This window comes from Lysinibacillus sp. NPDC097214 (genome assembly GCF_050277945.1).
Taxonomy (GTDB): domain Bacteria; phylum Bacillota; class Bacilli; order Bacillales_A; family Planococcaceae; genus Lysinibacillus; species Lysinibacillus xylanilyticus_B.
In genome coordinates this window covers 457,351-483,343 of the sequence record NZ_JBNNSS010000003.1, presented here as the reverse complement: position 1 = coordinate 483,343, position 25,993 = coordinate 457,351, and the positions used below count along the sequence as shown (strand labels likewise).

Genomic DNA, 25,993 nt, shown 5'->3' with positions numbered 1-25,993 from the left:
CATATACCTCTTTTTCTTATTTTTCGAGTGCCATTTTTCACACAAAAAAGAACCCACTTTATATGGATTCTTCGCTCTAGCAATGTCTTTACTTAATTTCCGTCATAAGACATGTAATGCTTATCAAGTTTTATGCCTCTACCTTGAATTTCAAACTCGCCTTTACAAATGCAGTGAATAATTTTTTTGATGCTTCATCTCCTACAATGGCTAGCTCTTCAGGATGCCATTGTACTGCTAGACAAAATGGTAAATCTTCGTGTACTACCGCTTCAACGATACCATCACTTGATTTGGCTACCACTTTCAATTTTTCTGCTGCTACGTTTATTGCCTGATGATGAAATGAATTCACCGCAATTTTTTCTTCCTCGATAATCGTTGTTAATAATGTATCAGGTATTAGATGAACATGATGTGTAGCAACGCTCCGTGCCGCTTGTTGCGTATGCTTTATTAATTTCTTACTATGATATTCACTATCAATATCCTGATAGAGAGTGCCTCCAAACGCAACATTTAGCATTTGAATCCCTCGACAAATGCCGAAAATCGGCATTTTCCGAATAGAGGCCGCTTCAATCAAGGAAAGTTCTACTGAATCCCTTTCCGGATGAATCTTCCCTAACTTTGGTGTAGGTTCTGCACCAAAAAGAAATGGATGTACATCATGCCCGCCCGATAGTAATAATCCGTCCGTCAACGATAAAATTTGTGCTACATCCTCTTCCACTCCAAGCGGAATTATAAGTGGTACACCCCCAGCTTCAATTATACTTTTGCTATAAGCAACATTTAATCTTGAGGACAAATCATCCTCCGCAAAAGCTGTTATTCCGATAATTGGTTTCATGTTATCCCCTCCATGATCTTATCTAGCATTAACTACATATAAAAGCTTGAAGACTATTAATCATCGAAGGACTCCCCCACTGATTAATTACCAAAACCCAAGATACCAATTCATCAACACATCCCCATAAAAATAGATAATAATCGCCGCTAGAGCAATAGATGGTCCGAATGGTATAGGCGTTTTTCTTCCCTGTCCGCGTACTTTTAACACTACTATTCCAACAATCATACCAATGACAGCAGCTATAAATAGCGTAAGAATTGCATGTATTGTACCAAGTACGAGACCAAGTAAAAAGAATAATTTAATATCGCCTCCACCCATTCCACCTCTTGATAGGACAGCTATACAATATAATATTCCAAAACCTACCAAAGCACCAACTATACTGTCCCACCACGGAGACAAAGGAGAAATGACGCGTCCAAAAACTAGCAATGGTAAAAAGAATAATAGCACTTTATCGGGTATAAGCATATAAGCAAAATCCGACACGACAATAATGACTAATAATGAAATTATTAATAATGCTACGAAAAATTCTGCACTAAAGCCCAATTTCCAATAAGCAAAGGCAAAAAACACGCCTGTTATAAGTTCCATCAGTGGATAAATCCAAGAAATTTTTTGACCACAGCTACGGCATTTTCCCCCAAGAAATACATAGGACAAAACAGGTACCAAATCAAACGCCGTCAACTGTCTCTTACAAGAAGTGCAATGTGAGGGTGGACGCACAATGGACTCCTTCAAAGGCACACGTAAGCCAACTACATTAAAAAATGAGCCTAAAACGAGCCCAAATATGAAAACTGTAATTGTATAAGCAATCTCCATTTTTTATATCCTCCTATACTAATAGACGCCCATACATTTGAAGTATGCGCGCCATCTAAATTATTGTTGTCCTTCATAATAGAACGTCGTTACTTGTATGGTAGATTTTATCGTTAAATCAGCGTCCTTCTCCAACTGATCCTGTTCCCCTGGTATTGTAATATTAATGGCATCAGTTTTCATCACACGCTCTAGTTGTTCAATTTCCTTTAAAAAGCTTTCTTGAGATTTAAGATCTAAGGCAGCGACCTCTAAATTAAAGGTAATTAATTTTAAATTAGCAGGAAGAGATTCCTTAGCAATAGAAGAAATCGGCGGCTCCTCCTCTGCATTTTTTTCTTGTTCTCCATTTACTTCTGCATCCGCTTTTTCAACCATATTCGGCTCAGATACATCTGATTGTGCTACAGATGTATCATCATTATTAATTTCCATTGACTCAATACGTGCACCTGTTACTTCTTCAATCTCAGCTAAATCTAAAACTATCTTTTCAATCGCTCTAGATTCCGGAAGTTTTTGTCTCATCGCTAAAAGATTTGAGGTAGGTACACCTTGCTTTTCATCGAACTTAGCAAGTTGTCCTTGTAAACTAGTTATTTGTTGTTGAAGTTGATCCACATCGCTTTCTTTCGATTCAACCTCATTCATTTTAGGTAAAAGTAAATAGTAATATAATGCAAATAAAACAGCGGCTATTAAGGCTATTAATAGCATAATAGATGATTTTTTACTACTTGTTAGCTTATTCACGAGCTTCGACCTCCAGCTAAGTACATTTGATCAACGGTCGCTGTAATGGACACGGAGTAACGAGGAATTTCTTTAAATTTTTGTTCCGGTGTTAGCTCCTGTTCTGCACCAACTTGCACATAAAAGTTAGAAAGGGAGTTGATTTGTGCATCAGTAAAGTAAAGACTACCTAAAAGTCTCTCTACATATTTAGAAATGTCAGGCATTGATTCGAAGTCAACAGTAATGTTAATTGAATCTTGCCCAAATTCATAGCTACGTAATTTCGAATAGGCTGGTAATAATTTTTGTGCTTCATCCATTAATGGAGAAACTGGATACGAAACACTCTGCACAAAATGCATCGACTCTTCCAATGACCCTTGATTGACACTTTGTTTTGCGTCCAGCTCTTGCTGTAATTGTTCAACCTGTGTTGTTAGAGACTGTTCTTCCTCAAGTAGCATGGAGAGATCACTTTTCGCCGTAAAATATAAAAACACTAAATATGTAAGGACGATACCTACCACTAGTATTAGCAAACTATAGAACAGCTTTGGAGAGTCTGCTCTTTTTTCAAGCTGCGGTAAAAGGTTAATATCTGGTACCATCATTTAACCTCCTTTAAAGCTAAGCCGAGCAATGTCGAAAATTCCTTTTTAAAAGATGGAAAAAACTTCGCTATTTTTGCGCCATCAACAACTGTCAAAGGAGTCGCTAAATTAGAAGCTAATAAATTACTAATCGATGTTAACTGTGGATTATCTCCAAGAATAATGATTTCATCCACCGATTTTTCACCTTTATGTAAAGAGAATTTAAAGAAATTCATCATCCGATCTATTTCTAAAACTTGATCCATTACAACCATATGATAATCATCAGCTTTGTCGCTATATTCAAATTGATAACTAAATTCATCTTCTTGTTTGCCCTGCCATTGCGATAAATTAGTTTCAATTGATTGATAACGTAAAAATTCAATCTGACCTAGCGAAAATATACTGATGGAAAGTTCATTTATTGACCAGTCGGCAATTAAATATGTTTTGTTTTGAGCTAACAATGCCATATGTTCCAATAATCGAATATTACATAATGCCCGAATGTCTACAGCTTCAGGATCTAAAGAAACATCTAGAAGCATGCCAACCATTTTCGTAATTTCTTCTGACGGTGCAGCAAATAACATTGCCTTACCATCCTCAGAATCGGCATCATAAACATCAATAAGCGGTTCCTGGAAAGGTAAATGAATGGAATGCCCTAACTCCATCTCTGCATAACCACGCAGTTCAGCCACTTCAATATCTTTCGGGTGCTCAAAACTTTTTAAAAGCACCGTCGTATCAGGTACAAACATACGTACAGGCTGTTTTTTCCCCGTCCATTTCACTACCTGTTCTTTTATAATTTCAAAAAGTGCTACCTCATCAATAATTGTCGCATTTTCAACGATGCCCGCAGCTAGAGGATATTCATATCCCTCCCACTGACTAGGCTCTGGTCCTTTCGCCACAATCGCACGAAGCACATAATCCTTTAATTCTATTGAAACATGCGATTTTTTCTTTCTTCTGAACATGTGAAAAGACCTCCTTATCCTGATTCAATAATTTTTCTTAATTAGTCATCCAGTTCCCAGCCAGAAACGTTAAAGTTAACGTTTCTGAGTGGGTTGGGAGGACTAAGGTTTTTTTGGAACAACTAAAGTATTTTCTTTGCTACCTTTTTGCTCGTCTTTGTTAATTTCGTCTATTGATGCATCATTGAATTGCACAGACTTTGATTTAGTATAGTTAATCACAGACGTTGTTAGTACATTAGGGCTATCTTTAGTTACTTTAGTAGTTGTGTCATCAGGTATTTTACCAGCTGCATCAAGATATTTTTCATCTAATAAAGTTTTTACAGTTACATTATCTTGTTTCGGCTCCTCCGAAAAATAGATATTGGCAGCATTTAATACATTGATTGCATCTGCTTTTACAGCTTTATAACGTGAGTTATCAATAATATTACCAATCGCAGGAATAGCGATTGCCGCAATAATTGCAAGAATTACAATTACCGCTAAAAGCTCGATTAATGTTAAACCTTTCTCATTGTTAAGTCGTTTTTTGTTTACTAATTTTTTAAACATAGTAGGTTTCCCCCTTATATTTTTTATTTGAAGTGTAAATACACGAACTTCCTTAAAATTTTTCATCAATCTATAAATATTTTAAAATTTACATGTTTTCATATAATTGGAACATAGGTAAGAAAATAGCCGCTACGATAATACCGACAACTAAAGCGAGCACAAGTATCATAAGGGGCTCGATTAAAGATTTCAGTGTATCGACAGCACGATCTACTTCTTCCTCATAAAATTCAGCGATTTTTTCTAGCATATAATCTAGTGAACCTGTTTTTTCACCTATGGCGGTCATTTGAGTCACAAGTGGTGGAAAGAGCCAGCTTTTTTCGAGTGGCTCTGATAATGTGCCACCCTTTTCTAAATTATCACGTGCCTCTAGAACAATTTTCCCAATAACGGGATTACCAGCAACTTTTTCAGCGATGGTCAGTGCCTGTAAAATTGGCACCGAGCTACTAAAAAGTGTGGATAATGTTCGCGTCATTCTGGCTATCACATCTTTTTGTAAAAGTTTCCCAAATACAGGCATTCGCAGCAGAAACACATTCACTGTAAAATGAAACTCTTTATTATTTTTATAGAAAAAGTGAAACCCAACTACTAGCACAATAAGTGCTAATATAACAAAGTACCAAAATTCGATAAGCCAATCACTAATCCCTACGACGATAACAGTAATGAATGGCATTTCCAAATCCATATCTTTAAAAGCTTCCATAAATGTTGGAACAATGAAAACCATTAAAAACATGCCGACAACTACCGTTAAAAACGATAATATCGCTGGATACATCATAGTGGACTGTATTTTCTTCTTGATTTTGTACTGTTTTTCAATTGTGCCTGCTAAACGATCTAATGTATCATCAATACTTCCTGTCGCCTCACCCGCACGCATCATGTTCACAAATAGCACTGGGAAGACTTTCGGATGCTTACCTGCTGCATCTGAAAATGATGTACCGTTACGTATATCTTCTTCCACCTGCTTTAATGCCCGTTTTAATGGCTTACTTTTAGTTTGTTCACCTAAAATATGCGTCGCCTCTACAACGGATATGCCTGCACGAATTAAAGTCGCATATTGTCGACAGTAAATAACAAAATCTTGGTGTTTTACCTTTTGGCCTAAAGAGATATCCTTATGTAAAATACTTTTGGACTCCTGAAGTTCTCGTGCATTTATACCCTGTGTACGTAGTTTTTCAACGGCGACCTTTTTATTTGGTGCATCAATTATGCCCTTTTTAGGAGCCCCTGTTTTTGTACGACCGCTGTAACGAAAAACCGTCAACTATAATCACCAGCGTTCATATAAGGTCTTGCATCCTCTAGAGCAATTTTGCCTGTTGCGATTAAATGCTGCATCGATGACTCTAATGTGTGCATACCTAGCGCCTTACTTGTCTGCATAACACTTGGGATTTGATGTATTTTTTCGTTACGAATCAAGTTTGAAATAGAAGGGGCTTGTACTAAAATTTCTGTTGCAGCGATTCGCCCTTTGACATCTTTACGTACAAATAATCGCTGTGAAATAATCCCTTGAAGGACATTTGCAAGTTGCACACGAATTTGGCTTTGCTGATGTGGTGGAAACACATCAATAATACGATCTATCGTTGTGGCTGCACTGCTTGTATGCAGTGTCGCCATCACTAAATGTCCCGTTTCAGCAGCAGTTATAGCTGTTGAAATCGTTTCATAGTCTCGCATCTCACCGACTAAAATTATATCGGGATCCTGACGCAAAGAAGCACGGAGACCATTCGCAAAGCTCATAGTATCTACGCCCACTTCACGTTGGTTAATCATTGATTTTTTATGTGTATGCAAATATTCAATTGGATCTTCTAACGTAATAATATGCTTCGAACGTGTCTCATTTATATGATCAATCATTGCGGCTAACGTTGTCGATTTGCCGGAACCAGTAGGGCCTGTTACTAAGATCAAGCCTTGTGGTTTTTCTGCAAGCCTGTATAGAACCTCTGGCATATTGAGTGATTCTATTGACGGTATTTGGGCTTCAATTAAGCGAGCTGCAACCGTTACTTCATTGCGTTGATGATAGGCATTCACACGAAATCGACATTTTCCGGGCAATGAAAAGTTAAAATCAGTCTCACCTTTTTCTTCAAATTCTTGCTTTTTATAAGCTGGGAGAATATCTTTTACCATTTCTTTCAGGTCTTCTGTTTCTAATGGCATCAATCCATATTGTTCGAGCTTTCCATGAATACGATAGACAGGTGGAATGCCTTTTGTTAAATGCAAATCTGATGCTTTTTCTTCAAATGCTCTTGTTAGCAATTCTACAATTGAGTATGCTGTCATCTATATCACATCCTAGTCTGCGCTTGCCACGCGTAAAATTTCTGATGTGGTCGTTTGTCCAGCTACGACCTTTAAAAGACCATCTACTAATAATGTGTGATAACCCTTTTGCTTCATATAATCTTGTAAAACCATATCCCCCATACGGCTCAAAATCATGTCCTTTACTTGTCGATCGACTGGTAAAATTTCATGAATAGCCATACGTCCACGATAGCCTGTATGATTACAAGCGGGACATCCGCGCCCCTTCTTACCATGAGTTACACCCTCTATACCATTTTCCTCTAGTATTTCAAGTTCACGTGTAGTAAATACATAAAGTTCTGCACAATCTCGACAAACTCTACGTACTAATCGTTGTGCCATAATCCCGATAAGTGATGAGGATAGAAGAAACGGTTCAATCCCCATATCGTGTAAGCGGGAAATGGATTCTACTGCATTATTTGTATGTAAAGTACTTAATACCAAATGCCCAGTCAGTGAAGCACGAATGGCAATTTGCGCCGTTTCAAGATCACGAATTTCTCCAATCATCACTATGTCAGGGTCCTGTCGTAAAATTGAACGTAAACCGACTGCAAATGTTAAACCAACCTCTTCCTTTACTTGGATCTGGTTGATGCCATCTAATTGATACTCGACAGGGTCCTCTACCGTAATAATATTTACCCCCTCCTCATTTAAATGAGAAAGAGCCGCATATAAAGTGGATGACTTACCTGAGCCTGTTGGTCCAGTGATCAGCATAATGCCATTTGGATGAGCGATCATTTTGCGGAAAAGAGCCTCATTACCCTCACTAAAGCCTAGTTTTTCAATATCATTTGCCGCATTTGTTAAATCTAAAATTCGCATAACGACCTTTTCCCCATAAACGGTTGGCAATGTTGATAATCGAATATCTACAGGTCTGAAATTAACATTGGTCTTAATACGACCGTCCTGTGGAATACGGTTTTCAGTAATGTTTAAGTTACCCATAATTTTTATACGAGCTAGCACAACATTTTGCATATGCTTGGGTAATGATCGTTCCGTACGAAGAACACCATCTACTCGATAACGCACACGTAGTTCCGTTTCATGTGGATCAAAATGAATATCGCTTGCTCGCTGTGCTACCCCGTTCGCTATGACCTGATTCACTAATCGAACAATCGGAGAATCTTCATTTTCGATTTCTTCCTGCGTATCAGACACCGTCGCTCCAATGTCTAATAGCGCCGCATCCATAGATTCCTGTAAATCGTAGTATTTTGTAATTGTGCGATATAAATCATCTTTGGCTGCGATACTCGTCTCTATTTGACAGCCAGTTGTCATTCGTACTTCCTCTATTGCAAAATAATCCATAGGATCTTCCATTGCGATAAATAATTTATTTCTCTCTTTACGAATGGGCATAATATTTGTCCGCTTCGCAAGCTCCGCTGGAATTAATTGCAATAATTCAGGACTTATCGAAAATTGATTTAAATTAATATGTGGAATGCCTAGCTGAAATTCTAATACTTCAATAAGTTGCTGCTCCGTTAAGAAATTCTCTTTAATAAGAAAATCTCCTAACTTTTCATTTCTCAATTTTGTTTTTAATGCGTAATCCAATTGCTCTACTGTAATTACGCCTGATTCAACAAGTAAATCTCCTAAACGTTTACGCCCTGCCTTTGCTGCCATATGCAATCCCCCCAATCATTAAGGACTTGTTTGTACGAAATTACCACCTTTGTCATAGTAGCCAGAGACAATTTCAGGTCCATCTTTTTGTGTAGAATTGACTGCATCCGATTCCTCAGTATCCGGTAATCCATCGCCATTTAAATCCATTTGTAAATCTGGATCTGATGTCCCTTCATTTTGTATTGGAGCAGTTACAGAGACAGGTTCTTTCGATGAACGAGTCACTATCCAATTCTGTGGGGCATAGTAATCTTTGCTTACTAATTGTTCTTTCGTTGCACCATTTTCGACAATCGAACGGTAAACCTCAATACGAACACCTTCTTGACCTTCTTGCTCTACACGCTCTTGACCGGCCTTTAATTCATCCGTATAGCGATAAATAATACGTGGTTTAACAATTTTATCTTTGCTTACATGAACTTCAATCTCCTTGTCCTTTGTTGGCGCAAAGATTTCTATTTTCAATTTATTTCCTTCAAGCGTTGTTTTCAGTCTCCCAGTTTTTTTTGATTTATTAATAAACTGGAGATCTTTTTCTAAAAAAGGATTTACATCTGCTACCATGCCTTGTTGCAAGTATGAAGGTACGATTTGTAGAGAATGACGCTCTAAAATTTCATAGTCGGTCTGAAGTACCACACTATAAAGGACAGATGCAATAAAATTTAGGCTATCTTCATTTACCATTTCTGATTGTTTACCTAGAACAGCAAGTAATGACATCGGTTGATCTGGAACAATTAACACTTCATTTAATAATGGTGTAATTTCGGATATTCCTTGGACTGCCTCTGGTATCTCTGCAACTTGAAAAGCGATTCTTTCCTCAGCCTGCCTAAAATCCTCATTGACAGCCGCTTTCATTTTATGATCTTTTAAAAGGCCCGCCTGTGTAGTTATTTGTAGAACTGTTTTTTCTGTATCCCAAACACCAACTGCATCAATTTGTTGCATTACTGTTTCGTTGGCTGTTACTGGAATAGGAATATGTACTGCTTTTTCTTTTTGCCAAAATGCATACCAAGGTTTTCCTGTCAATGACTTGTACTGAGCAACTGCTGAGGATATATCGAACGACAAACTATTAGAAGGAAAAGTAATACTTACCTCTCCCGCACTTACAGTAATAGGTGTTTCGGACCACTCATGAACGGCGTCTTGAAGGAAAGTTTCTAACTCATTTTCCTCTAAATCACCTATATCAATATCGCCGATTGTCGACAAACTACTATCACCTTTTGCAAATACAATACTATTTTCTAGTACTAGAGATAGACTTACCCAAATTAATGTAAATAACAAAACGACTATTCCTACTATTTTTATTATTCTATTCATCGACACTCACCTTTCGCTCGAAAATCAACATGAGTAAATGTCCTCATTAATTATTGCTTTTGATATATAAAAAATACTATAATTTAGTTATAAAATCCATTACTTTTTCCATAACAAACTAGTAAAGTACTTATTACTTTTTATTTTAATTTAAAACAAAAGAAGAAATTGGGTTATCAGACCTATAAAACACAAATAGTTGTTAAGTTTCATCATTAAAATATTTAACAAACACTCATTTCCTTAGAGGATGGGATTTAGACTAATTAAACTAGTCCGAAGTATAATAGACCCTAAAAATTCCACCTGTACTGTAGATACATATTTTTTTGACTAAAATAATAGGAAATTTGAATTATTGAACACGATTGTTATGTAGAAGTTTATATTTTATTTAAGATTGGAAGTGATTTTATGTTTATAAAAAAAAAGCAACAAGGATTTACACTTGTTGAAGTTCTCGCTTCGCTCGTAATCATCACGATTATTTTACTAAGCTTTTTCTCATTTTTTATTAGTACCGCGAAAACAACGAAGACATCCAGCACCATCTTTGATGCTACTTACTATGCTCAGAAGGAAATGGAAGAGCTTTATAACATTACTCAAAGTACATTAATCAAAAAAAATGATACTAGTATTAAAAAAAGAAAAGATATTATTCTAGCCGTTACAAGTATTGGTTTTAAACAAGACTTGGAGTCCTTTACGAAAGAAGGCGATGTATTTAACTATAGACTTAAGATTAAATATGAGGATTTAGATAAAAATCTAACTCGCTTTACTATATATGCATGTGAAAAAGGTAAAGCATGCGAAAACGCTGCTATAAAAGCTCAAATGGAGAGCATATATGAATGGAGGCTAGATAATGAAGATACATAAAGAATCTGGCTTAACACTCGTCGAAGTTTTAGCCGTTATCGTCATTTCAAGCTTGATCGCCCTAATAATTTATTCCGCCCTTTCCCAAAGCTCGACTAATTATCACAAACAAGCCGATACAAATAAAAGCATTAATGATGCCGCCTATGCATTAAAGGTCATTACAAAAGAAATACGTAAAAATCCAAACACTGTTTCCTCAAATTACCCAACAGAATTAACTATTAACAGAGGAATTGAAGGAGAAATACAATTTGTTTTAGATAAAGAGAAACAAAGCATAAATAGAAATGGTGTTATTTTCTCTACAGATGTTCTGGATTTTAAAATTAGTCTTAATGGGCAAGCCATTACAATAATAATTACAAATGTACAAGGTAAAAAATTTTCTGCTGAATTATATTTAAGAAAGGCGGGAATAAAATGAGACACAAATATTTACTAAAAAATGAACATGGTTATACTTTTCTAATTGCCCTCTTCGTTATTGTTTTAATTTCAGTACTAGGGCTCGGATTAATGTTCATAACATCAAACACGTTAAATATTACGAAGCATGAACGAAATGACCAGTCTGTATTTTATATTGCCGAGGCTGATTTAAATGTAAAGAGAGCAGAAATTAGTAATGAACTTGAGTCTGTCTTAATTCCATTTTTAAACAAGTATAATAATGATGCGAATTTTGATATAGAAACAGATGGGGATAAAATTGAAAAAGAATACCTCGAGCTAGCAGATGAATATTTGACTCACAAAATAAATGGACTTGAAGATGGGAAATGGGCTGAAGTTACAAATTACGAAAAACAAAAAGGGCTTCAACCTTCATCTCAGGTAACATTAATAAAAGAAGATCAACCAAATACTTATACCTTAAAATCTGTAGCAAAAATTGATGGAACCTCTAGAACTCTATCGCAAGCCTTTACGATAAAAAAACCTGCGAAGGAAAAATCAGAAGATGAAGAAAATCCACCTTCCACTAACTATAATTTCTGCTATGGCATGTTAACAAACTCATTTACAACAACGAATACACTAAATACTGATGCTGACATTGTTTCATTAAATGATTTAACAATTAACAATACAGGTACTTTCGGAAAGAATATTTATGCAAAAGGAGCAATTACATTTACTAATACATCCACCATTAACGGTGATGTATTATCATTAAATAATATAACTATTAAAAATGGAGCAACATTTAATAAAGATATAATTTCTAGAGGCAATATAATAGCTTACGGTGGATCTCCACATATTTACGGTAATGTTTTTTCTATGGGTAACATTAACCTTAAGGTAGGCATTACTACGACAAAAGCAGATGGATTTGTATATGCTCATAAAAACTTTTTAAATGAACAAGGTTCCAAGATTAGCGGCGTGATATTTGGGAAAGAAAGTGTTAAAGATACGACAGACTGGGCTACGGGTTTAGGAAGAAAAAGATATTCGATGGGTGATATTGTTTATCATAAAGGCGATAATACTACTAATATTAAAGCTGAGAGCGAAGAAAAGTTTAATCAATATTTAGCTAGTGAAAATATAGATTTTAACTACTATTTAAACAAAGTAAGTGGTAGGCAAGAAACCCAGAATAATAATAAATGTGAAAGTCAGTCATTTGTAAATGCACAAATACCTGAGCTTCCTCCATTTCTAAATGTTGATAGTTCAAATTTTGAAACGATACCTGACTTATCACTTAGTGGAGGCAAAGCAAAAACAATTACTCTAACTAATAATAGTTATATAAAAAATGTCTCGATTAACAGCAATCTAACTTTAACGATTGATGTTGGTAATCAAAATAGGACTCTTGTTATCGATCACTTAAATGCAAGCAATGGACATATTCAAATTAAAGGTACTGGTAAATTAAATCTACTGGTGAAAAATGATCTATCTATTGTAAATCTTTATTCTAGTAAAGAAAGAAGACCTTTTGATACAACAGTTTACTATGAGGGACTTAGTGCTATAGATGTTTCTAAAAAATTTGAAAGTAACTTATATGTCAAAAATAGTGCTGTAAGTATATCTTCTGATGGTCATATTTCAGGAAATCTATTAATTGCTAGTAATAAAACTATGGAAGTCAGTGGAAATACCATGTTTGGCAATGAAGATCACCATAGTGTTATATTAGTTCCTAATGCTTCTTTAAATTTCAGTGGTAGTTCACAGATTTTTGGAACTGTCATAGGAAATAAGATTGATGCAGTTGGCTCAAACACACGCCATAAATTTGATAAATCTAAATTAAATTTAGATCTATTTCCTCCATCAGAAAAACAAAAATATTCTACAAATGGTGACTTTATTAACCCTGATGCACCAATAGAAACTCCGTAGACTTCTATGTGCAAAAAAGAATATAAGAAATCCGAAAGAGTTCTAGCCTATTTGTCTGAAGATTTTAAAAGAGATTCCAAAAAACTTTGGAATCTCTTTTCTTTCATTTCTTCAACAACCTACCGGACAACAACAACCCAATCCCACCTATCGAAATAAACAGGACAGCTCGTATTAATAAGTCTAAAGCTGACAAATCAAAGAATATAAGCTTAATAAACGCAATCACTAAAATAACAAAACCTGTTAGGCGTAATGTTGGTAAGTTACGCACTGTGCTAAGCCATAGTGAAATACTGGCTGTCAGGAATAATGTAATCGTTGAAAAGGCAATGCTTAGTTTCCAATCAAGCAAACTATTATAGGAAAGTTGGTATATGAGCCCCCAAACGGATATCATCGTAAGCACAACGCCTGCACTTACAATTGGGTCCAGAAGTTTCTCTATTTTCTCTTGATAAATTTGATAAATGCGCCCCTTCATCAGTAAATCAATCATAATTGCTACGATCACAGCAATATACACGATTCTTGTTACTATGTTTAGCCACTCGATACCCTGCATATAGTACGGAATAATTCCAAGCATTACGGTGAAGAGAATGAAAAATCCACTAAGGACTGGCGTTAATGCACGCCCTTTGTATTTTGTTGGTACTAAAAGTGATCCCGCGAAAAGTAAAGCGAGGATCATACTCGTTAGATGCGGGATATTACCAACACTTGCAAAGTACGTTCCATCCAGCTTTCCAACATAGGCTAAGAAATAACCAGCCGTAATAACGGCTACAATATCAACCATACACATTTCCTTCATAAACTTTTCAAAGGATGTCAGTGTCTCTTTTGGACGTCTCGCATATACATAAATAATTAGGAGATATATTCCCGGCATGATCAAGCTAACATGATCGATGCTGAATAATGGTGTCGGCTCATGAATAATAAAGCTTAAAGCGAGTGTAATTGTAAATACTAATGAGCCGACAACCTTCATCATGCTTGCTCGTAATCGTAAACTCATCATAACGCCTGCAAAGGTGATGAACGGGAACAGTAATTGATCTACATTCCCTGGTAAATTCATAACTAGTAGCGTATTACATAGTGTAATAAATGCGAGTGTTACGGCACTATCAAATGCCTCCTGCCATTTTTGCTTATAGCCATAACCCGCTAAAGCTGCAAACAAGCCGACTACTATGAGTAATGGTGCTTCGCTATATTCAATTGGTCTAATAATAAAGTTCAGGAGTACTAAACTAAAGATTCCTAGACTGAATTGGAGTCCGACATGAATATTTTTCAGTTTAGACTCTGCATTATATAATCGGCACCAACTCGTGTAAAAAATAGTTAGAACAACAAGGAAACCTATTGCAAAAACAACTCGATTGTCATGGTTCATAAACGCTATAATGCTGACAGCTAACACAGAGAAAAAGGTTGCTATATAGAGCGCCAATTTCTGCTTGTGTTGATGAATGACAAATTGCAGCATCATAAATAGTACAACCACATAGATTAAGATAATAACAGAACTAAAATCCATATATTCTAGTAAATACGGTAGTAACAATGAAGTAAACGCTACAAATATTGTTAGTACTTCGTTTTTCTTTATATAGCTAATAACAATACCGTAGCCGATATAAACAATGGCAATGACAAGCGCCATCGTTAAACCTATGATTTCATACAATATCGCACTTGCGGCAGTTGTTAATATACCAACAATAAACGCCCCACCGTATAAAGAAATTGTTATGGCTGATGATCCTAATTTTTTACGCTCCAACACATAAGCTATCGCTGCTAAGGCTACCGATAATGCGTAGGCGAGGATAATTTTAACCACGTCTGATAAATAGCCATACTCACTCACGAGCTTAAGACCCCAAAGCACCCCCATCACTAAAATGACCATAAATAATTTTGGCAGTGCCCACATAATACGCTCTTCCAATGTTCGCTGTGGCTGCACCTTTTTTTCTGGATTTGTCATTATTTCGGGCTTTGGTTCCAAGTTTGAATTTGGCTTTACGTTTTGCGCTGGTTTTGGTGCAAATTGATCAACCATGGTTTTCCGAGCACTCAAGGCACTTGATTTTTCAACAGGTTGTTGACGCTTTAAGCCTTCTAATTCATGCCGTAAATCCATCATTTCCTGCTCAAGCTTGGCAATCCTCTGCTCCATTTCAAGCGACATTCAATTGTCCTCCCTACTTTATCAATTTTTTATCATTATAACACATTTATCCAAAATGTAAAATTACACTTTTGATTTATTTTTACTCCTTTATTTATCTAGGTCTTCGATACATTAAGGCACGTTGACTATCACTGGTTCCCCGTGTTGTTGGATCTACGACAACTCCTAATAAAACAAAAATTGATAAAACGATATTTAAGATGTTCATTGTCTGCTCACTCATTGCACTCGTCAAATCATAGCCAAAAATAGCTGCTACTTGCTGTGCGAGTACTAAAATCAACGAAAATAGCGCAAGTAGAAATGGTTTATGCTGAAAGCGGATCTTCCAGTTAATTCTCATAAATGCTCACCTCCTCTTCTCATCCACAGTATATGCTCGGCCGTAACGTGACACATATGCAAAAATGGAGCTATAAACGTGTAGTAGGAGGTATTCTTTTAAAGATGATTCTTCGTTACACGAGTGCCATTAACTTTCGTAGTAAAATTATGTGCATCGCTCCTATTGAGTTATTAAAATTTTCAAACCTATCTATCATGGGGTGTTTGAGATAGTGTATGAGCGGAATGTTTTGAGGGCAATTTTCTGCTTTACTTATCTGATTAATAAAAAGCCATCTCAGTAATGAGATGGCTCGAAGCTTTTATGTTTATCAAATTTTCGCGCAGCATAAACTAGCACATAAACAAGTGGTGTTGCTACAATAGATGCCAAAAATTTAAACAAATACTGTGTGATAAATAATGTCAGTAACACCTTAAATGGCATTATTCCAAAAAAGGCTATCGTAATAAATAATGCAGTATCGATGAGTTGGCTTAGCATCGTAGACGCATTGTTTCGAAGCCAAAGCTTTTCGCTTCCATGCTTTTCTTTAAATTTGTTAAATATGACTACATCCAAATTAACACTGACCGAATAGGCTACAAGACTTGCAATAATGACACGCATACTGCCGCCGAGAATTGTCTCAAACTCCTGCTGATGAACAAAAGCTTGTGCAGGTGGTAGTTCAATGGCAATAGCTATGAAGCATACTGCAAACACTTGTGCCATAAGCCCTGTTCTGACCGTACGACCACCCGCTTCCTTACCATATACCTCGCAAATTACATCAATAAGGGGATACGTAAAAATGATTAAAATCGCAGCAGCTGGAAGCACCATCCATTCGCCTATACTAAACACTTTAACAGCTAAAACATTAGCTAAAATTAAAAAGCCAACAAACAATCCATTTAAATAGTAAAGCATCAACGATTATCCACCTTTTCAGGATACATATCGTGGTTCATCAAACGATGCTCCGCCATTTTTTCATATTTTGTGCCTGGGCGACCATAGTTACACCACGGATCAATGGACAAGCCACCACGCGGCGTAAACTTACCCCATACTTCAATATAGCGCGGCTCAATCAGCTTAATTAAATCATTCATGATGATGTTGACACAATCCTCATGAAAGTCCCCGTGATTACGGAAGCTAAATAAATAGAGCTTTAGAGATTTACTCTCCACTAGCTTTTTATCGGGAATAAAAGAAATATACATTGTCGCAAAGTCAGGCTGCCCTGTCATTGGACATAGACTCGTGAATTCTGGGCAATTAAATTTCACAAAAAAATCGTTTTTCGTATGCAAATTATCAACTGCTTCAAGTATTTCCGGTGAGTATTCAAATAAATACTTTGTATTTTGGTTGCCAAGGAGTGTTAACTCCTGTAAACCTTGTTCTTCATTTCTTCCTGCCATAAAAATGCCTCCTCAAATTGTGAGAAGTCCATTGCGTGAAACCAAATAAAAAAAAATCGCCATATCCGCATTTTTGGGATATGGCGTAGATGACGTCATCCATAGTTTTTTATAGAGGGTATGCGCTATGAACCTCTTTCTTATTCGCTAGTTATATTAACTTAATAAACGCATTCAGTCAACCAATTTTTTCACAATATGGCATTGACAAAAATATCCTAACGTTATACAGTTAGTTACACAAGTAATTAACCAATCAACACAAGGAGGTGGATTGTGATTCACTCTTTACACAATGAAAAGCCCATTTTCCAACAAATTCGCGAACGAATAGAGGATGGAATTTTAGATGGACACCTACAACCCGAAGATCGCATCCCATCCACAAATGAATTTGCAAAAGAATATCAAATTAATCCTGCAACAGCTGGAAAGGGCGTGAACGAGTTAGTGGATAAAGGCGTAATTTATAAAAAACGTGGCGTCGGCATGTTTGTTAGTACTGAGGCTCGTGAAATATTAATTGCGGAGCGTAAGGAAAAATTCTTTAATCAACATATAGAGCCATTAAAAAAAGAAGCAATTAGATTAGGTATTTCAGATGAAGAGTTAAAAAATATGTTACAAAGGGGTTAACGTATGAAAATCGAAGTGAAAAATGTAAGTAAATCATATAGACATAAAGAAGCTTTAAAAAATATCTCTTTTACAATTGAAGGACCTAAAATTATTGGATTTTTGGGCCATAATGGCGCTGGTAAAACAACATTCTTAAATTTATTATCAGGACTTATTGCTACAACTAAAGGAAACATATCTGTTAATGGAGAGAATGTTTTCAATGTACCTTTAACTCTACGTGATATTTGTTTTGTTGCAGAGAGCGGAAACTTTCAAGAGGAAATGACAATTGCACAAACGTTAAAGGCGAATAGCTTCTTTTATCCAAAATGGAATGGAAATCTTGCAATGGAGCTACTAGAAGTTTTTGCTCTAAATCCAAAGGATAAAATTCGCAATTTATCAAAAGGAATGGTGTCTGCATTAGGCATTATTACAGGCTTTGCGAGTAACACAGGAATTACAATCTTTGATGAACCTTATATCGGACTTGATGTAGCTGCTCGAAATACCTTTTATGACTTATTGATTGAACAACAGACCGAGAATCCAAGACTTTTTATTTTGTCTACACATTTAATTGATGAAGCAAGTGAGCTATTTGAGGAAATACTTATTTTACACGAAGGACAATTACTGCTTCAGAAAACTGCGGAGGAATGGCATGAGCATATTGTTGCAGTAAAAGGTATTCCTTCTGATGTTGAACAGGCAATTTATGGTCTAAAGAGTATTTATAAGCATACGTTTATGCAGGAGCTAACTGCAATTGTCTTCACTGATGGTCAATCCATTGAAGCACAGAATATTATGCTTGAACGTGTTTCATTACAGGATATGTTAGTGTATTTAAGTAAACAGCAGAAAGCGAGGACTATTAAATGAATACAATAAAGGGTAGTTTGTATGTATTATTTCAAAGCTATAAAAAACAAATTATAACTTTTTGGTGCATTTTATCTTCAATCGTTCTATTGTCGCTTTTCATAGATACTTTTTTTGAACTGCATATTTATTCTTTCTCCATTACGATTTCTATACCTGTTTATATCTTTTCCAGTATCATGGCAGCAAAGTTACTAAATAAAACCTTGTCCTATTTTTTAAGGCTTGGTTTATGTCGCTTGCAATTTATATTCAACGTGGGGCTCTTTTTCATCTGTTGGAGCTTAGTAGGTGCCTTCATAATTGGTTGTACACAAAAAATAATTACTTACGTTTCTAACATATTCATTATTCATCCTATTTTATTTTTTAATAACTCCCCATCATTTTTACAAACGATGGCATTGGATACTGTTTTACTGCTCTTCTTCCTTACAGCCGGCCTTTTGCTGAATGTTGTTTTTTATCGCTTAGGAACTATTGGTGGTTACAGTTTTGTAGGGTTACTCGGATTAATTCCGATTGTTACAATCATTTTCAAGTGGTATTCTCCTTTGTTTGACCTACTATCAAATATATCTACCTTTACGTTATTAAGTGGTTTATTAGTTTTTAGTCTATTCCTCTACTCGATCATAACAATGGCGATCCGAAATGCTTCTGTCAATCCAGCATAATTCTAGAAGCTATTCGGAATACTTTCAAAAAGAAAATGATGCCAAGACCAAACTATAGGTCTTGGCATTTCTAGCTGAATTAACCCCGTTCATCCTCTTGCGTTGTATAGTCAATGGAATTAGCAATATCAACCATTACTTCAGGTGTCACCTTATTTGAAACTCTTTTATCAATCCACAGCATATATTGCCATTCTTCTCTTTCAAAAGTAAGTACATTGAAACCTGAAATTTCCATATAGATTGATGTCGTACCGTTTTTCAACTTGAATGTATTTATTATATTTTCCTTTTTAGATGGTAACTTAAACTCAATAGGTCGAACCGTTATTTTATAATGGTGCTCAGGAAGTTGATTATTAATAAATGTCACTTCAAAAAAATCATTCATGTCACCATCAAGATCATTAAACCGACCAAAATGATGTGTATAACTAATAGGAGGTACTCGAAGTGGTAGCTTTAGTCCTTGATGAAAGTGCCGTTCAAAATCAGAGGCAGCTGCTTCAACCGATTTATAGCCCATTTCTGGATAGACTTCTTCATAAGAACTAGGCGAGTCTTTTATATAGGCATCACTAGGTTGAGAAAATAACAAATAACAAGAACTTAAGCAGAGAGAAAAAATTCTGTCCATTTAATCACCTCAGTATCATCACTTTAAACGTAGTTTTTCCCAACTCAATGAATTTATGTGCAAGTTATATTTTGTTCACTATTATTTATTTTTTTATAGCTATTCTCCTTTTTCGCGCGGACTTTACTATAGAAAAAAGCAATTGTTCGTGTTACTAAGAACGAACAATTGCCTTTTTAGTCTAAAAGAGTATATGTGCAACTAATGCTGCGATTGGTAGTGAAATAAGCGTACGGATTAAGAAAATAACAACTAGATCTAAAAATTTCAGTGGAATTTTTGTACCTAAAATAAGTCCACCGACTTCAGACATATAGATAAGCTGTGTCACAGAAACGACAGCAATTACAAATCGTGTCGTTTCAGCTTCAATTCCTGCTCCTAAAATTGAAGGTAGAAACATGTCAGCAAAGCCAACAACCATCGTTTGTGCCGCCTCAGCTGCTTCTGGTAAACCAAGCACTGTTAAAATAGGTTCAAATGGCTTTCCTAAAAATGCAAAAATATTAGTGAATTCAGCAAGCATTAAAGCAACTGTACCAAATGCCATAACGACCGGTGCTACACCAACCCATAAATCCAAGACATTTCTAGTCCCATCTTTCAAAAATTGGCGTGGGTCACGATTGGCATGCGCAACGGCTAAAGCATTTTCTAAGCCATGAGACACAGAATTATAGCCTTCAGGTAATTCCTCACGTGATAAATCTACTGGTGTACCGTCGATATAAGTATCTTCTTTGTTAGCAAGCGGGAAAATTCGTGGCATAACAACCGCTAACACAAGCCCACAAAGCACAACCGTTAAGTAATACGGAATAAAATAGCGTGACAAATGCACTGTATCTAATACTACGATACAGAATGTGATGGATACTACAGAAAAGCTCGTTGCAATAATGGCTGACTCTTTTTTCGTATAGTTCCCCATTTCATATTGCTTACTCGTCATCAGAACACCAATTGTGCCATCACCAACCCACGATGTAAGTGCATCAACCGATGATCGACCAGGGCTTTTAAAGAGAGGACGCATGATTTTTACCATCATCGTTCCGAAAAATTCAAGCAATCCGAAGTTTGTTAAAAATGGTAATAGTATTCCGGCAAATAAGAAAATCGTAAATAAAAATGTTACTAAACCACCGTCTGGATTCATTAATAATCCACCTGTATTTTCATTATTAATCGTTGATGGTCCAAAATCAAAGACAACCATTGAAGCAAATACTAAACCGATGACTCTTATAATTGTCCAAAACCAATTTACATTAAATAACGTATCTAAAATACTTGGCTCTTTTGTATGATTTCGCGGAATAAATTTGGCAATGAGTGAACCAATTGCCGAAATCGCAAACATAATTATAGTAAAGTAACTAATAACAGGTGCAATAAAACCTGCTAATAAACTTGCTAAAATAGCAATCGGAACTTTCCATCCATCTTCCGTTAAGACTGGTGTCATAAATAATAGGACTCCAATAATAGACGGAATTATGAAGAAAAAGTATGAAGAAGTAGGATATTTTTTCATCATTTAAAGCCTCATTTCTTTAGGTTTTTTCGAAGTTTTATACATCAAGCTTGTTAGGTACTGTAAACCATCAAGAAATGTATATCTGTATAAACTGTTTCATTCATCGATCTGGCATTTCCAATAGTTAATGAAGGATAAAATAAAAAAACATTCCTTTAAAAAGTAATAAAGGAATGCCCAAACACTACTTTTTATAATTAACATCTGCAATGCTAAATTTCTATGCATTAAATATTTCAGAATAATCACGATTATTCATTTTTATGAGCTAAAAAATATCGTAAACCTACAATACATCGGTTAATTCTACAACAAAATGCATTTTTATTCAATCTAAAATTTTAATATTATTATTATTCTCTGCTAATATTATCTGCATTTCTTCTTTGTATCATTACTTTTTAACAAAGCTCAATTTTACAGTAGCTGACGTCTAAAAGAAGTTGAAATTTGGTGAAACTCTCCATTAATCATACCTATTTTGATTGCCTAAGAGATTTAACCAGCCCTTAATAGGCATACAAATAGACCACACTGTCTTTCATCTCATATGTTAATTATGAACCACAACTTATCAAAACAGGAGGTTTTACCATGGATAGACGTATGCATCACATGCAGCATATGCATCATATGCATCACATGCAACATATGCATCACCATCATCATGCTCAAGGTCCACATTGCTGTCCACCACAGACATGTCCAACTCAATTTGAGCAACCACTTTGTTGTCCACAAGAGGAATATGTACGTACTAACTACATCCATACAGTTGTACCACATGTACAGCCAGCACATGTAACAACAGTTAATAAACATATAATTGATCATCAGTATCATTTCCCTTGCACTGAGTCTGTCGTGAATGAATGTTGTGAAACTCATACACTTTGCGAAATGCCACCTGAGCCTTGCCATATGCCACATCATCACCAGCACCACATGGGGCACCATCACCATCACATGGATCATGGTCATGGTCATCATCATCATCATCACCATCAGCAGCATATGCCGTACCATCATCATATGGGCTATTAAAATAGAAGCGATGAGGATACTCTGTAATATTAAAGACAAGTAATTGTTATATCATAACTTGTTTATAATGTTGCACTTATTATAAAAATGTACATTACTGAATTCAATTTTAGTAGTGTACATTTTTTATTATGCTTAACATTTCTACTAGGATTTATTAAAAGGTTGGTATTTAGGGAAAAACAACCGTTCCTTCCCTTGTCAGATTATTACGATGATTGTTTAGGGAAAATCGATAAGAGTTCCACAACGTCATTTTTGAAATGTTTACTTCCCTTTTTCGAGTAATTAGAGGAAGAAAGTAATTATTTAGGGCAACGAGTGGAATTGAATGATTCAGAGGAAAAGATACGAGTAGCTGTTGAAGATTATTTGAGGTTGGAAATGAAATATAAGGTTCGTGAAAAAGAATCGTTTCTTTTGGTGAGTTTAACAAATAAAAGCCCTAATACAATTAGCCGTTTTTATCAGCGTTAAAATCCTTTTATAAGTCTATGAAAGCTTTAAAATAATATACATCTTTAAGTATCGTTGAACCGCTTGAATACGTTGTTCAACACTTACTTTTGCCAAAAAAAAACCCCGTAAAAGTTAGATTGATGTCTAACTTTTATTTACGGGGCAGTTCAGAATCTCTTCCGCTTTTTTGTTCTTAGTTGATCTCAGTTTCTAATGTTTCTTTCCAATCTTGTTCAGAGTCATCTTCATCAAGAACAACGTTATAAATTTTCCATTTACCATCATCACTTTTCTTAAGATGAGCAGTTCCTGATAAGTCAATTTTCATGTTAAAAGACATATCTGGCGCTGTCAAAGATACTTTATATACTAAGTTATCCATGCGGACTTGAGCAAAATGATTATTTATAGAAACAGCATTGATCGCATATTCACCAATCTGTTCCTTCTTGAATATAGTATCTGATTCTTCAAACATACCTGCCATATCCAAACTATCAAGTGAATAAGCTAATTGGTAACCAATTGTCGTTTCACGATAAAGTGCTTCTAATGCTTTTAAATCTTGTTGTTCAGTGAATTTCATCTCATCTTTAATGTTACGATCAACTGTTTGAATGATCGCAAGTTGATCTCCATCTGTTTCGGGCTCTAGATGCAAGGCACGGTCAATCATCACGATAGCTTCAGCACGAGTTGCATTATTGTAAGGTTTGAAAACATCTCCGTACCCTTTGATAATTCCTACAGCTGCCGTTTTCATAACCGCTTCATAGGCGAAATTTCCCTGTGGTACATCCGGGAATACTTTTCCTGTTGCTGAAAAATCAAGCTTTGACTCGAATGCACGGTAAATCATGACTGCCATTTCGTTACGAGTAATCTTGTCATTCGGTCGGAAAGTACCGTCTGGTTTACCATTGATAATGCCTTGGCTACTAGCAACCTTAACATACTCGTAATACCAATTCGCCGATTTTACATCAGGGAACGATTTAACTGTTTCACCTGCACGTAAATTCATCGAATTCACTAAAATTTTAGTGAATTCGGCACGAGTAATCGAATTTTTTGGTTTTATAGAGACGGATGTGAATTCATATTCTTCTCCATCTTCCTCAAACGATTCTGTTTCCACATATCCGTCTATGATATCCGAATACAAGAAGCGTTCCAATTCATTGTATGCCCAATGGTCGTAATCAACATCCTCCAAAAAATACATATCGATGGATTTTTCTGCTGCTTCTGCTGGAGAAACAGAAATAAGTCCAAACAATACAAGGGAAGATAAAAAAACATATAGTGCTTTCATTGGTTTGCCCCTACTTTCTACTATTAAACTTCTACCAATAGACATAGTTTACATGACTGCTACAAATATATATAGAGTGAAAAATATGGAAATACAGAATGTTTTCGAGAAAGACGATACATATGTCGTATTCCTCATGAAAATCTGGTGGAGGTTTTATTAGTGTATCTTTTTCTACATTGCTCTATATCTGATAATGTAGTCCCAGCATCGCTTAGTGCTCTAAAGCGATGCTATGTTTTATTGGAGATATACGTCCATGCTAGGCGCACAAAAAAAAGCGTTGGAGCATCACAGCTCCAACGCTTTTAATTAATACATTTTTAAATATTGGTCGCGTTCCCATTGGTGTACTGTTGTACGGTACATGTCGAACTCGATTTCTTTTGCTTCTTTAAAGTTTGCATAGATATGCTGACCTAAAGCTGCTTGAGCTACTTCATCCTCAGCAAGTAATGCTAAAGCATCATCAAGCGCTGGTGGTAAGTTTGCGATACCATTCGCTTTACGCTCTTCATCAGACATCACGTAGATATTTCGATTAATAGCAGCTGGTGGTGTTAAGTTTCGACGGATCCCTTCAAGACCAGCTTCTAAAATAACAGCCATCGCTAAATATGGATTAGCAGATGGGTCCACAGAACGTACTTCTACACGAGTCGAAAGACCGCGCGCTGATGGAATACGGATAAGTGGTGAACGGTTTTGAGCTGACCATGCTACATAACATGGCGCTTCATAACCAGGTACAAGACGTTTATAAGAGTTAACTGTTGGATTTGTCACAGCTGTGAAGCCTTGAACGTGAGAAAGGACACCTGCCATAAATTGCATTGCTGTTTCAGAAAGACCTAGTTCAGTAGATTCATCGTAGAATGCATTTTCTTTACCTTTAAATAATGAAACATTAAAGTGCATACCAGAACCCGCTTCACCGAATAATGGTTTCGGCATAAATGTAGCATGTAGACCATGTTTACGTGCAATTGTTTTAACAACTAATTTGAACGTTTGAATATTGTCACAAGCTGTAATTGCGTTTGCATATTTGAAGTCGATTTCATGTTGTCCAGGAGCTACCTCATGGTGAGACGCTTCAATTTCGAAGCCCATTTCTTCTAGCTCTAATACAATATCACGACGGCAGTTTTCGCCTAGATCAGTTGGTGCTAAGTCGAAGTAACCACCGTGGTCGTTCACTTCTAATGTCGGTTCACCTTTTGCATCTAATTTAAATAAGAAGAATTCTGGCTCAGGTCCTAAATTGAAGCTTGAGAATCCCATATCTTCCATTTTCTTAAGGATACGTTTTAAGTTATTTCGTGGGTCACCAGCAAATGGCTCGCCTTTAGCAGTGTATACATCACAGATGAAACGTGCTACTTTCCCTTTTTCAGAAGTCCAAGGGAACACTACGAAAGAATCTAGATCAGGATATAAATACATATCTGATTCTTCGATTCGTACGAAGCCTTCAATGGAAGAGCCATCAAACATCATTTTGTTTTCTAGTGCTTTGTCTAATTGGCTTACAGGAATCTCAACGTTTTTGATTGTGCCAAGAATATCTGTAAATTGTAGACGTATAAAGCTTACGTTTTTTTCTTCGATTAGACGTTTAATGTCTTCTTTAGTGTATTTACCCACAGTTTTCCACACTC

General features: G+C 35.9%; 25 protein-coding genes. 7 read left to right on the top strand and 18 right to left on the bottom strand.

The window, feature by feature from the left end:
• Nucleotides 1-130 precede the first annotated feature (130 nt).
• The 10 genes from ACQKMI_RS09500 to ACQKMI_RS09455 form a co-directional block, all read right to left on the bottom strand.
• Nucleotides 131-853: a gamma-glutamyl-gamma-aminobutyrate hydrolase family protein gene (locus ACQKMI_RS09500; protein ID WP_427488294.1), complete on the bottom strand. Its 723-nt coding sequence runs from the start codon at nt 851-853 to the stop codon at nt 131-133.
• Between the two features lie 87 nt (nt 854-940).
• Nucleotides 941-1,693: a prepilin peptidase gene (locus tag ACQKMI_RS09495; RefSeq protein ID WP_427488293.1), complete on the bottom strand. Its 753-nt coding sequence runs from the start codon at nt 1,691-1,693 to the stop codon at nt 941-943.
• A gap of 60 nt (nt 1,694-1,753) precedes the next feature.
• A complete protein-coding gene (locus ACQKMI_RS09490) occupies nt 1,754-2,446 on the bottom strand; it encodes a hypothetical protein (RefSeq protein ID WP_427488292.1) in 693 nt (230 codons plus the stop codon).
• Complete coding sequence (locus ACQKMI_RS09485; RefSeq protein ID WP_427488291.1) at nt 2,443-3,036, bottom strand: PilN domain-containing protein; 594 nt, start codon at nt 3,034-3,036, stop codon at nt 2,443-2,445. The genes ACQKMI_RS09490 and ACQKMI_RS09485 overlap by 4 nt, the downstream gene beginning before the upstream one ends.
• Nucleotides 3,036-4,010, bottom strand: a complete 975-nt coding sequence (gene pilM / locus ACQKMI_RS09480; RefSeq protein ID WP_427488290.1) for a type IV pilus biogenesis protein PilM — start codon at nt 4,008-4,010, stop codon at nt 3,036-3,038. Before pilM ends, ACQKMI_RS09485 begins: the two co-directional genes overlap by 1 nt.
• 102 nt (nt 4,011-4,112) lie before the next feature.
• Nucleotides 4,113-4,568 carry a prepilin-type N-terminal cleavage/methylation domain-containing protein gene (locus tag ACQKMI_RS09475; protein WP_427488289.1) on the bottom strand — a complete coding sequence of 152 codons (456 nt, stop codon included), beginning with the start codon at nt 4,566-4,568 and terminating at the stop codon, nt 4,113-4,115.
• Nucleotides 4,569-4,656: 88 nt separating this feature from the next.
• Nucleotides 4,657-5,862, bottom strand: a complete 1,206-nt coding sequence (locus tag ACQKMI_RS09470) for a type II secretion system F family protein (protein WP_427488288.1) — start codon at nt 5,860-5,862, stop codon at nt 4,657-4,659.
• The gene (locus tag ACQKMI_RS09465) at nt 5,859-6,905 is read right to left on the bottom strand and encodes a type IV pilus twitching motility protein PilT (RefSeq protein ID WP_427488287.1); all 1,047 of its coding nucleotides are present in this window, start codon (nt 6,903-6,905) and stop codon (nt 5,859-5,861) included. Before ACQKMI_RS09465 ends, ACQKMI_RS09470 begins: the two co-directional genes overlap by 4 nt.
• 12 nt (nt 6,906-6,917) lie before the next feature.
• Complete coding sequence (locus ACQKMI_RS09460; protein WP_427488286.1) at nt 6,918-8,588, bottom strand: GspE/PulE family protein; 1,671 nt, start codon at nt 8,586-8,588, stop codon at nt 6,918-6,920.
• Between the two features lie 18 nt (nt 8,589-8,606).
• Nucleotides 8,607-9,932, bottom strand: coding sequence for a G5 domain-containing protein (locus tag ACQKMI_RS09455; protein WP_427488285.1), 1,326 nt, complete (start codon nt 9,930-9,932; stop codon nt 8,607-8,609).
• Nucleotides 9,933-10,346: 414 nt separating this feature from the next.
• Between ACQKMI_RS09455 and ACQKMI_RS09450 the strand changes: the two genes are divergently transcribed.
• From ACQKMI_RS09450 to ACQKMI_RS09440, 3 genes are read left to right on the top strand one after another with little or no spacing between them, the layout of a single operon-like run.
• Nucleotides 10,347-10,817, top strand: coding sequence for a type IV pilus modification PilV family protein (locus ACQKMI_RS09450; RefSeq protein WP_427488284.1), 471 nt, complete (start codon nt 10,347-10,349; stop codon nt 10,815-10,817).
• The gene (locus ACQKMI_RS09445; protein ID WP_427488283.1) at nt 10,804-11,244 is read left to right on the top strand and encodes a PilW family protein; all 441 of its coding nucleotides are present in this window, start codon (nt 10,804-10,806) and stop codon (nt 11,242-11,244) included. The genes ACQKMI_RS09450 and ACQKMI_RS09445 overlap by 14 nt, the downstream gene beginning before the upstream one ends.
• Nucleotides 11,241-13,184 (top strand): hypothetical protein, encoded by a 1,944-nt coding sequence (locus ACQKMI_RS09440; protein ID WP_427488282.1) that lies wholly within the window; start codon nt 11,241-11,243, stop codon nt 13,182-13,184. The genes ACQKMI_RS09445 and ACQKMI_RS09440 overlap by 4 nt, the downstream gene beginning before the upstream one ends.
• Before the next feature lie 103 nt (nt 13,185-13,287).
• Here the strand turns inward: ACQKMI_RS09440 and ACQKMI_RS09435 are convergent, their stop codons facing one another.
• The 4 genes from ACQKMI_RS09435 to queF all read right to left on the bottom strand — a co-directional run bounded on the left by ACQKMI_RS09435 (nt 13,288) and on the right by queF (nt 17,154).
• Nucleotides 13,288-15,393, bottom strand: coding sequence for a DUF2339 domain-containing protein (locus ACQKMI_RS09435; RefSeq protein ID WP_427488281.1), 2,106 nt, complete (start codon nt 15,391-15,393; stop codon nt 13,288-13,290).
• A gap of 94 nt (nt 15,394-15,487) precedes the next feature.
• Entirely contained in the window at nt 15,488-15,739 is a 252-nt protein-coding gene (locus tag ACQKMI_RS09430) for a phage holin (protein WP_427488280.1), read from the bottom strand.
• Nucleotides 15,740-16,018: 279 nt separating this feature from the next.
• Nucleotides 16,019-16,654 carry a queuosine precursor transporter gene (locus ACQKMI_RS09425; RefSeq protein ID WP_427488279.1) on the bottom strand — a complete coding sequence of 212 codons (636 nt, stop codon included), beginning with the start codon at nt 16,652-16,654 and terminating at the stop codon, nt 16,019-16,021.
• Nucleotides 16,654-17,154: a preQ(1) synthase gene (queF, locus tag ACQKMI_RS09420; protein ID WP_427488278.1), complete on the bottom strand. Its 501-nt coding sequence runs from the start codon at nt 17,152-17,154 to the stop codon at nt 16,654-16,656. Before queF ends, ACQKMI_RS09425 begins: the two co-directional genes overlap by 1 nt.
• Before the next feature lie 276 nt (nt 17,155-17,430).
• Between queF and ACQKMI_RS09415 the strand changes: the two genes are divergently transcribed.
• The 3 genes from ACQKMI_RS09415 to ACQKMI_RS09405 are packed head-to-tail and all read left to right on the top strand — an operon-like array spanning nt 17,431 to nt 19,337.
• Entirely contained in the window at nt 17,431-17,790 is a 360-nt protein-coding gene (locus tag ACQKMI_RS09415; RefSeq protein WP_427488277.1) for a GntR family transcriptional regulator, read from the top strand.
• Between the two features lie 3 nt (nt 17,791-17,793).
• On the top strand, nt 17,794-18,660 hold the full coding sequence (locus ACQKMI_RS09410; protein WP_427488276.1) for an ABC transporter ATP-binding protein: 867 nt from the start codon (nt 17,794-17,796) through the stop codon (nt 18,658-18,660).
• On the top strand, nt 18,657-19,337 hold the full coding sequence (locus ACQKMI_RS09405; RefSeq protein ID WP_427488275.1) for a hypothetical protein: 681 nt from the start codon (nt 18,657-18,659) through the stop codon (nt 19,335-19,337). Before ACQKMI_RS09410 ends, ACQKMI_RS09405 begins: the two co-directional genes overlap by 4 nt.
• 79 nt (nt 19,338-19,416) lie before the next feature.
• Here ACQKMI_RS09405 and ACQKMI_RS09400 read toward each other — a convergent pair whose 3' ends face one another.
• Both ACQKMI_RS09400 and ACQKMI_RS09395 read right to left on the bottom strand, forming a co-directional pair.
• Nucleotides 19,417-19,974: a hypothetical protein gene (locus ACQKMI_RS09400; RefSeq protein ID WP_427488274.1), complete on the bottom strand. Its 558-nt coding sequence runs from the start codon at nt 19,972-19,974 to the stop codon at nt 19,417-19,419.
• A gap of 181 nt (nt 19,975-20,155) precedes the next feature.
• The gene (locus ACQKMI_RS09395) at nt 20,156-21,511 is read right to left on the bottom strand and encodes a YjiH family protein (RefSeq protein WP_427488437.1); all 1,356 of its coding nucleotides are present in this window, start codon (nt 21,509-21,511) and stop codon (nt 20,156-20,158) included.
• A 597-nt stretch (nt 21,512-22,108) separates the two neighbouring features.
• Here ACQKMI_RS09395 and ACQKMI_RS09390 point away from each other — a divergent pair.
• A complete protein-coding gene (locus tag ACQKMI_RS09390; protein ID WP_427488273.1) occupies nt 22,109-22,558 on the top strand; it encodes a CotD family spore coat protein in 450 nt (149 codons plus the stop codon).
• A 652-nt stretch (nt 22,559-23,210) separates the two neighbouring features.
• Here ACQKMI_RS09390 and ACQKMI_RS09385 read toward each other — a convergent pair.
• Nucleotides 23,211-24,332 (bottom strand): S-layer homology domain-containing protein, encoded by a 1,122-nt coding sequence (locus ACQKMI_RS09385; RefSeq protein WP_427488272.1) that lies wholly within the window; start codon nt 24,330-24,332, stop codon nt 23,211-23,213.
• 312 nt (nt 24,333-24,644) lie between these two features.
• Complete coding sequence (gene glnA, locus ACQKMI_RS09380; protein WP_427488271.1) at nt 24,645-25,979, bottom strand: type I glutamate--ammonia ligase; 1,335 nt, start codon at nt 25,977-25,979, stop codon at nt 24,645-24,647.
• Nucleotides 25,980-25,993: the final 14 nt, after the last annotated feature.

What these genes read in the sequence shown, in the direction of transcription:
- ACQKMI_RS09500 (WP_427488294.1), bottom strand. Translation starts at nt 853, where the DNA reads ATGAAACCAATTATCGGAATAACAGCTTTTGCGGAGGATGATTTGTCC.
- ACQKMI_RS09495 (WP_427488293.1), bottom strand. Translation starts at nt 1,693, where the DNA reads ATGGAGATTGCTTATACAATTACAGTTTTCATATTTGGGCTCGTTTTA.
- ACQKMI_RS09485 (WP_427488291.1), bottom strand. Translation starts at nt 3,036, where the DNA reads ATGGTACCAGATATTAACCTTTTACCGCAGCTTGAAAAAAGAGCAGAC.
- pilM (WP_427488290.1), bottom strand. Translation starts at nt 4,010, where the DNA reads ATGTTCAGAAGAAAGAAAAAATCGCATGTTTCAATAGAATTAAAGGAT.
- ACQKMI_RS09475 (WP_427488289.1), bottom strand. Translation starts at nt 4,568, where the DNA reads ATGTTTAAAAAATTAGTAAACAAAAAACGACTTAACAATGAGAAAGGT.
- ACQKMI_RS09465 (WP_427488287.1), bottom strand. Translation starts at nt 6,905, where the DNA reads ATGACAGCATACTCAATTGTAGAATTGCTAACAAGAGCATTTGAAGAA.
- ACQKMI_RS09460 (WP_427488286.1), bottom strand. Translation starts at nt 8,588, where the DNA reads ATGGCAGCAAAGGCAGGGCGTAAACGTTTAGGAGATTTACTTGTTGAA.
- ACQKMI_RS09455 (WP_427488285.1), bottom strand. Translation starts at nt 9,932, where the DNA reads ATGAATAGAATAATAAAAATAGTAGGAATAGTCGTTTTGTTATTTACA.
- ACQKMI_RS09450 (WP_427488284.1), top strand. Translation starts at nt 10,347, where the DNA reads ATGTTTATAAAAAAAAAGCAACAAGGATTTACACTTGTTGAAGTTCTC.
- ACQKMI_RS09445 (WP_427488283.1), top strand. Translation starts at nt 10,804, where the DNA reads ATGAAGATACATAAAGAATCTGGCTTAACACTCGTCGAAGTTTTAGCC.
- ACQKMI_RS09440 (WP_427488282.1), top strand. Translation starts at nt 11,241, where the DNA reads ATGAGACACAAATATTTACTAAAAAATGAACATGGTTATACTTTTCTA.
- ACQKMI_RS09435 (WP_427488281.1), bottom strand. Translation starts at nt 15,393, where the DNA reads ATGTCGCTTGAAATGGAGCAGAGGATTGCCAAGCTTGAGCAGGAAATG.
- ACQKMI_RS09430 (WP_427488280.1), bottom strand. Translation starts at nt 15,739, where the DNA reads ATGAGAATTAACTGGAAGATCCGCTTTCAGCATAAACCATTTCTACTT.
- ACQKMI_RS09425 (WP_427488279.1), bottom strand. Translation starts at nt 16,654, where the DNA reads ATGCTTTACTATTTAAATGGATTGTTTGTTGGCTTTTTAATTTTAGCT.
- queF (WP_427488278.1), bottom strand. Translation starts at nt 17,154, where the DNA reads ATGGCAGGAAGAAATGAAGAACAAGGTTTACAGGAGTTAACACTCCTT.
- ACQKMI_RS09410 (WP_427488276.1), top strand. Translation starts at nt 17,794, where the DNA reads ATGAAAATCGAAGTGAAAAATGTAAGTAAATCATATAGACATAAAGAA.
- ACQKMI_RS09405 (WP_427488275.1), top strand. Translation starts at nt 18,657, where the DNA reads ATGAATACAATAAAGGGTAGTTTGTATGTATTATTTCAAAGCTATAAA.
- ACQKMI_RS09400 (WP_427488274.1), bottom strand. Translation starts at nt 19,974, where the DNA reads ATGGACAGAATTTTTTCTCTCTGCTTAAGTTCTTGTTATTTGTTATTT.
- ACQKMI_RS09395 (WP_427488437.1), bottom strand. Translation starts at nt 21,511, where the DNA reads ATGAAAAAATATCCTACTTCTTCATACTTTTTCTTCATAATTCCGTCT.
- ACQKMI_RS09390 (WP_427488273.1), top strand. Translation starts at nt 22,109, where the DNA reads ATGGATAGACGTATGCATCACATGCAGCATATGCATCATATGCATCAC.
- ACQKMI_RS09385 (WP_427488272.1), bottom strand. Translation starts at nt 24,332, where the DNA reads ATGAAAGCACTATATGTTTTTTTATCTTCCCTTGTATTGTTTGGACTT.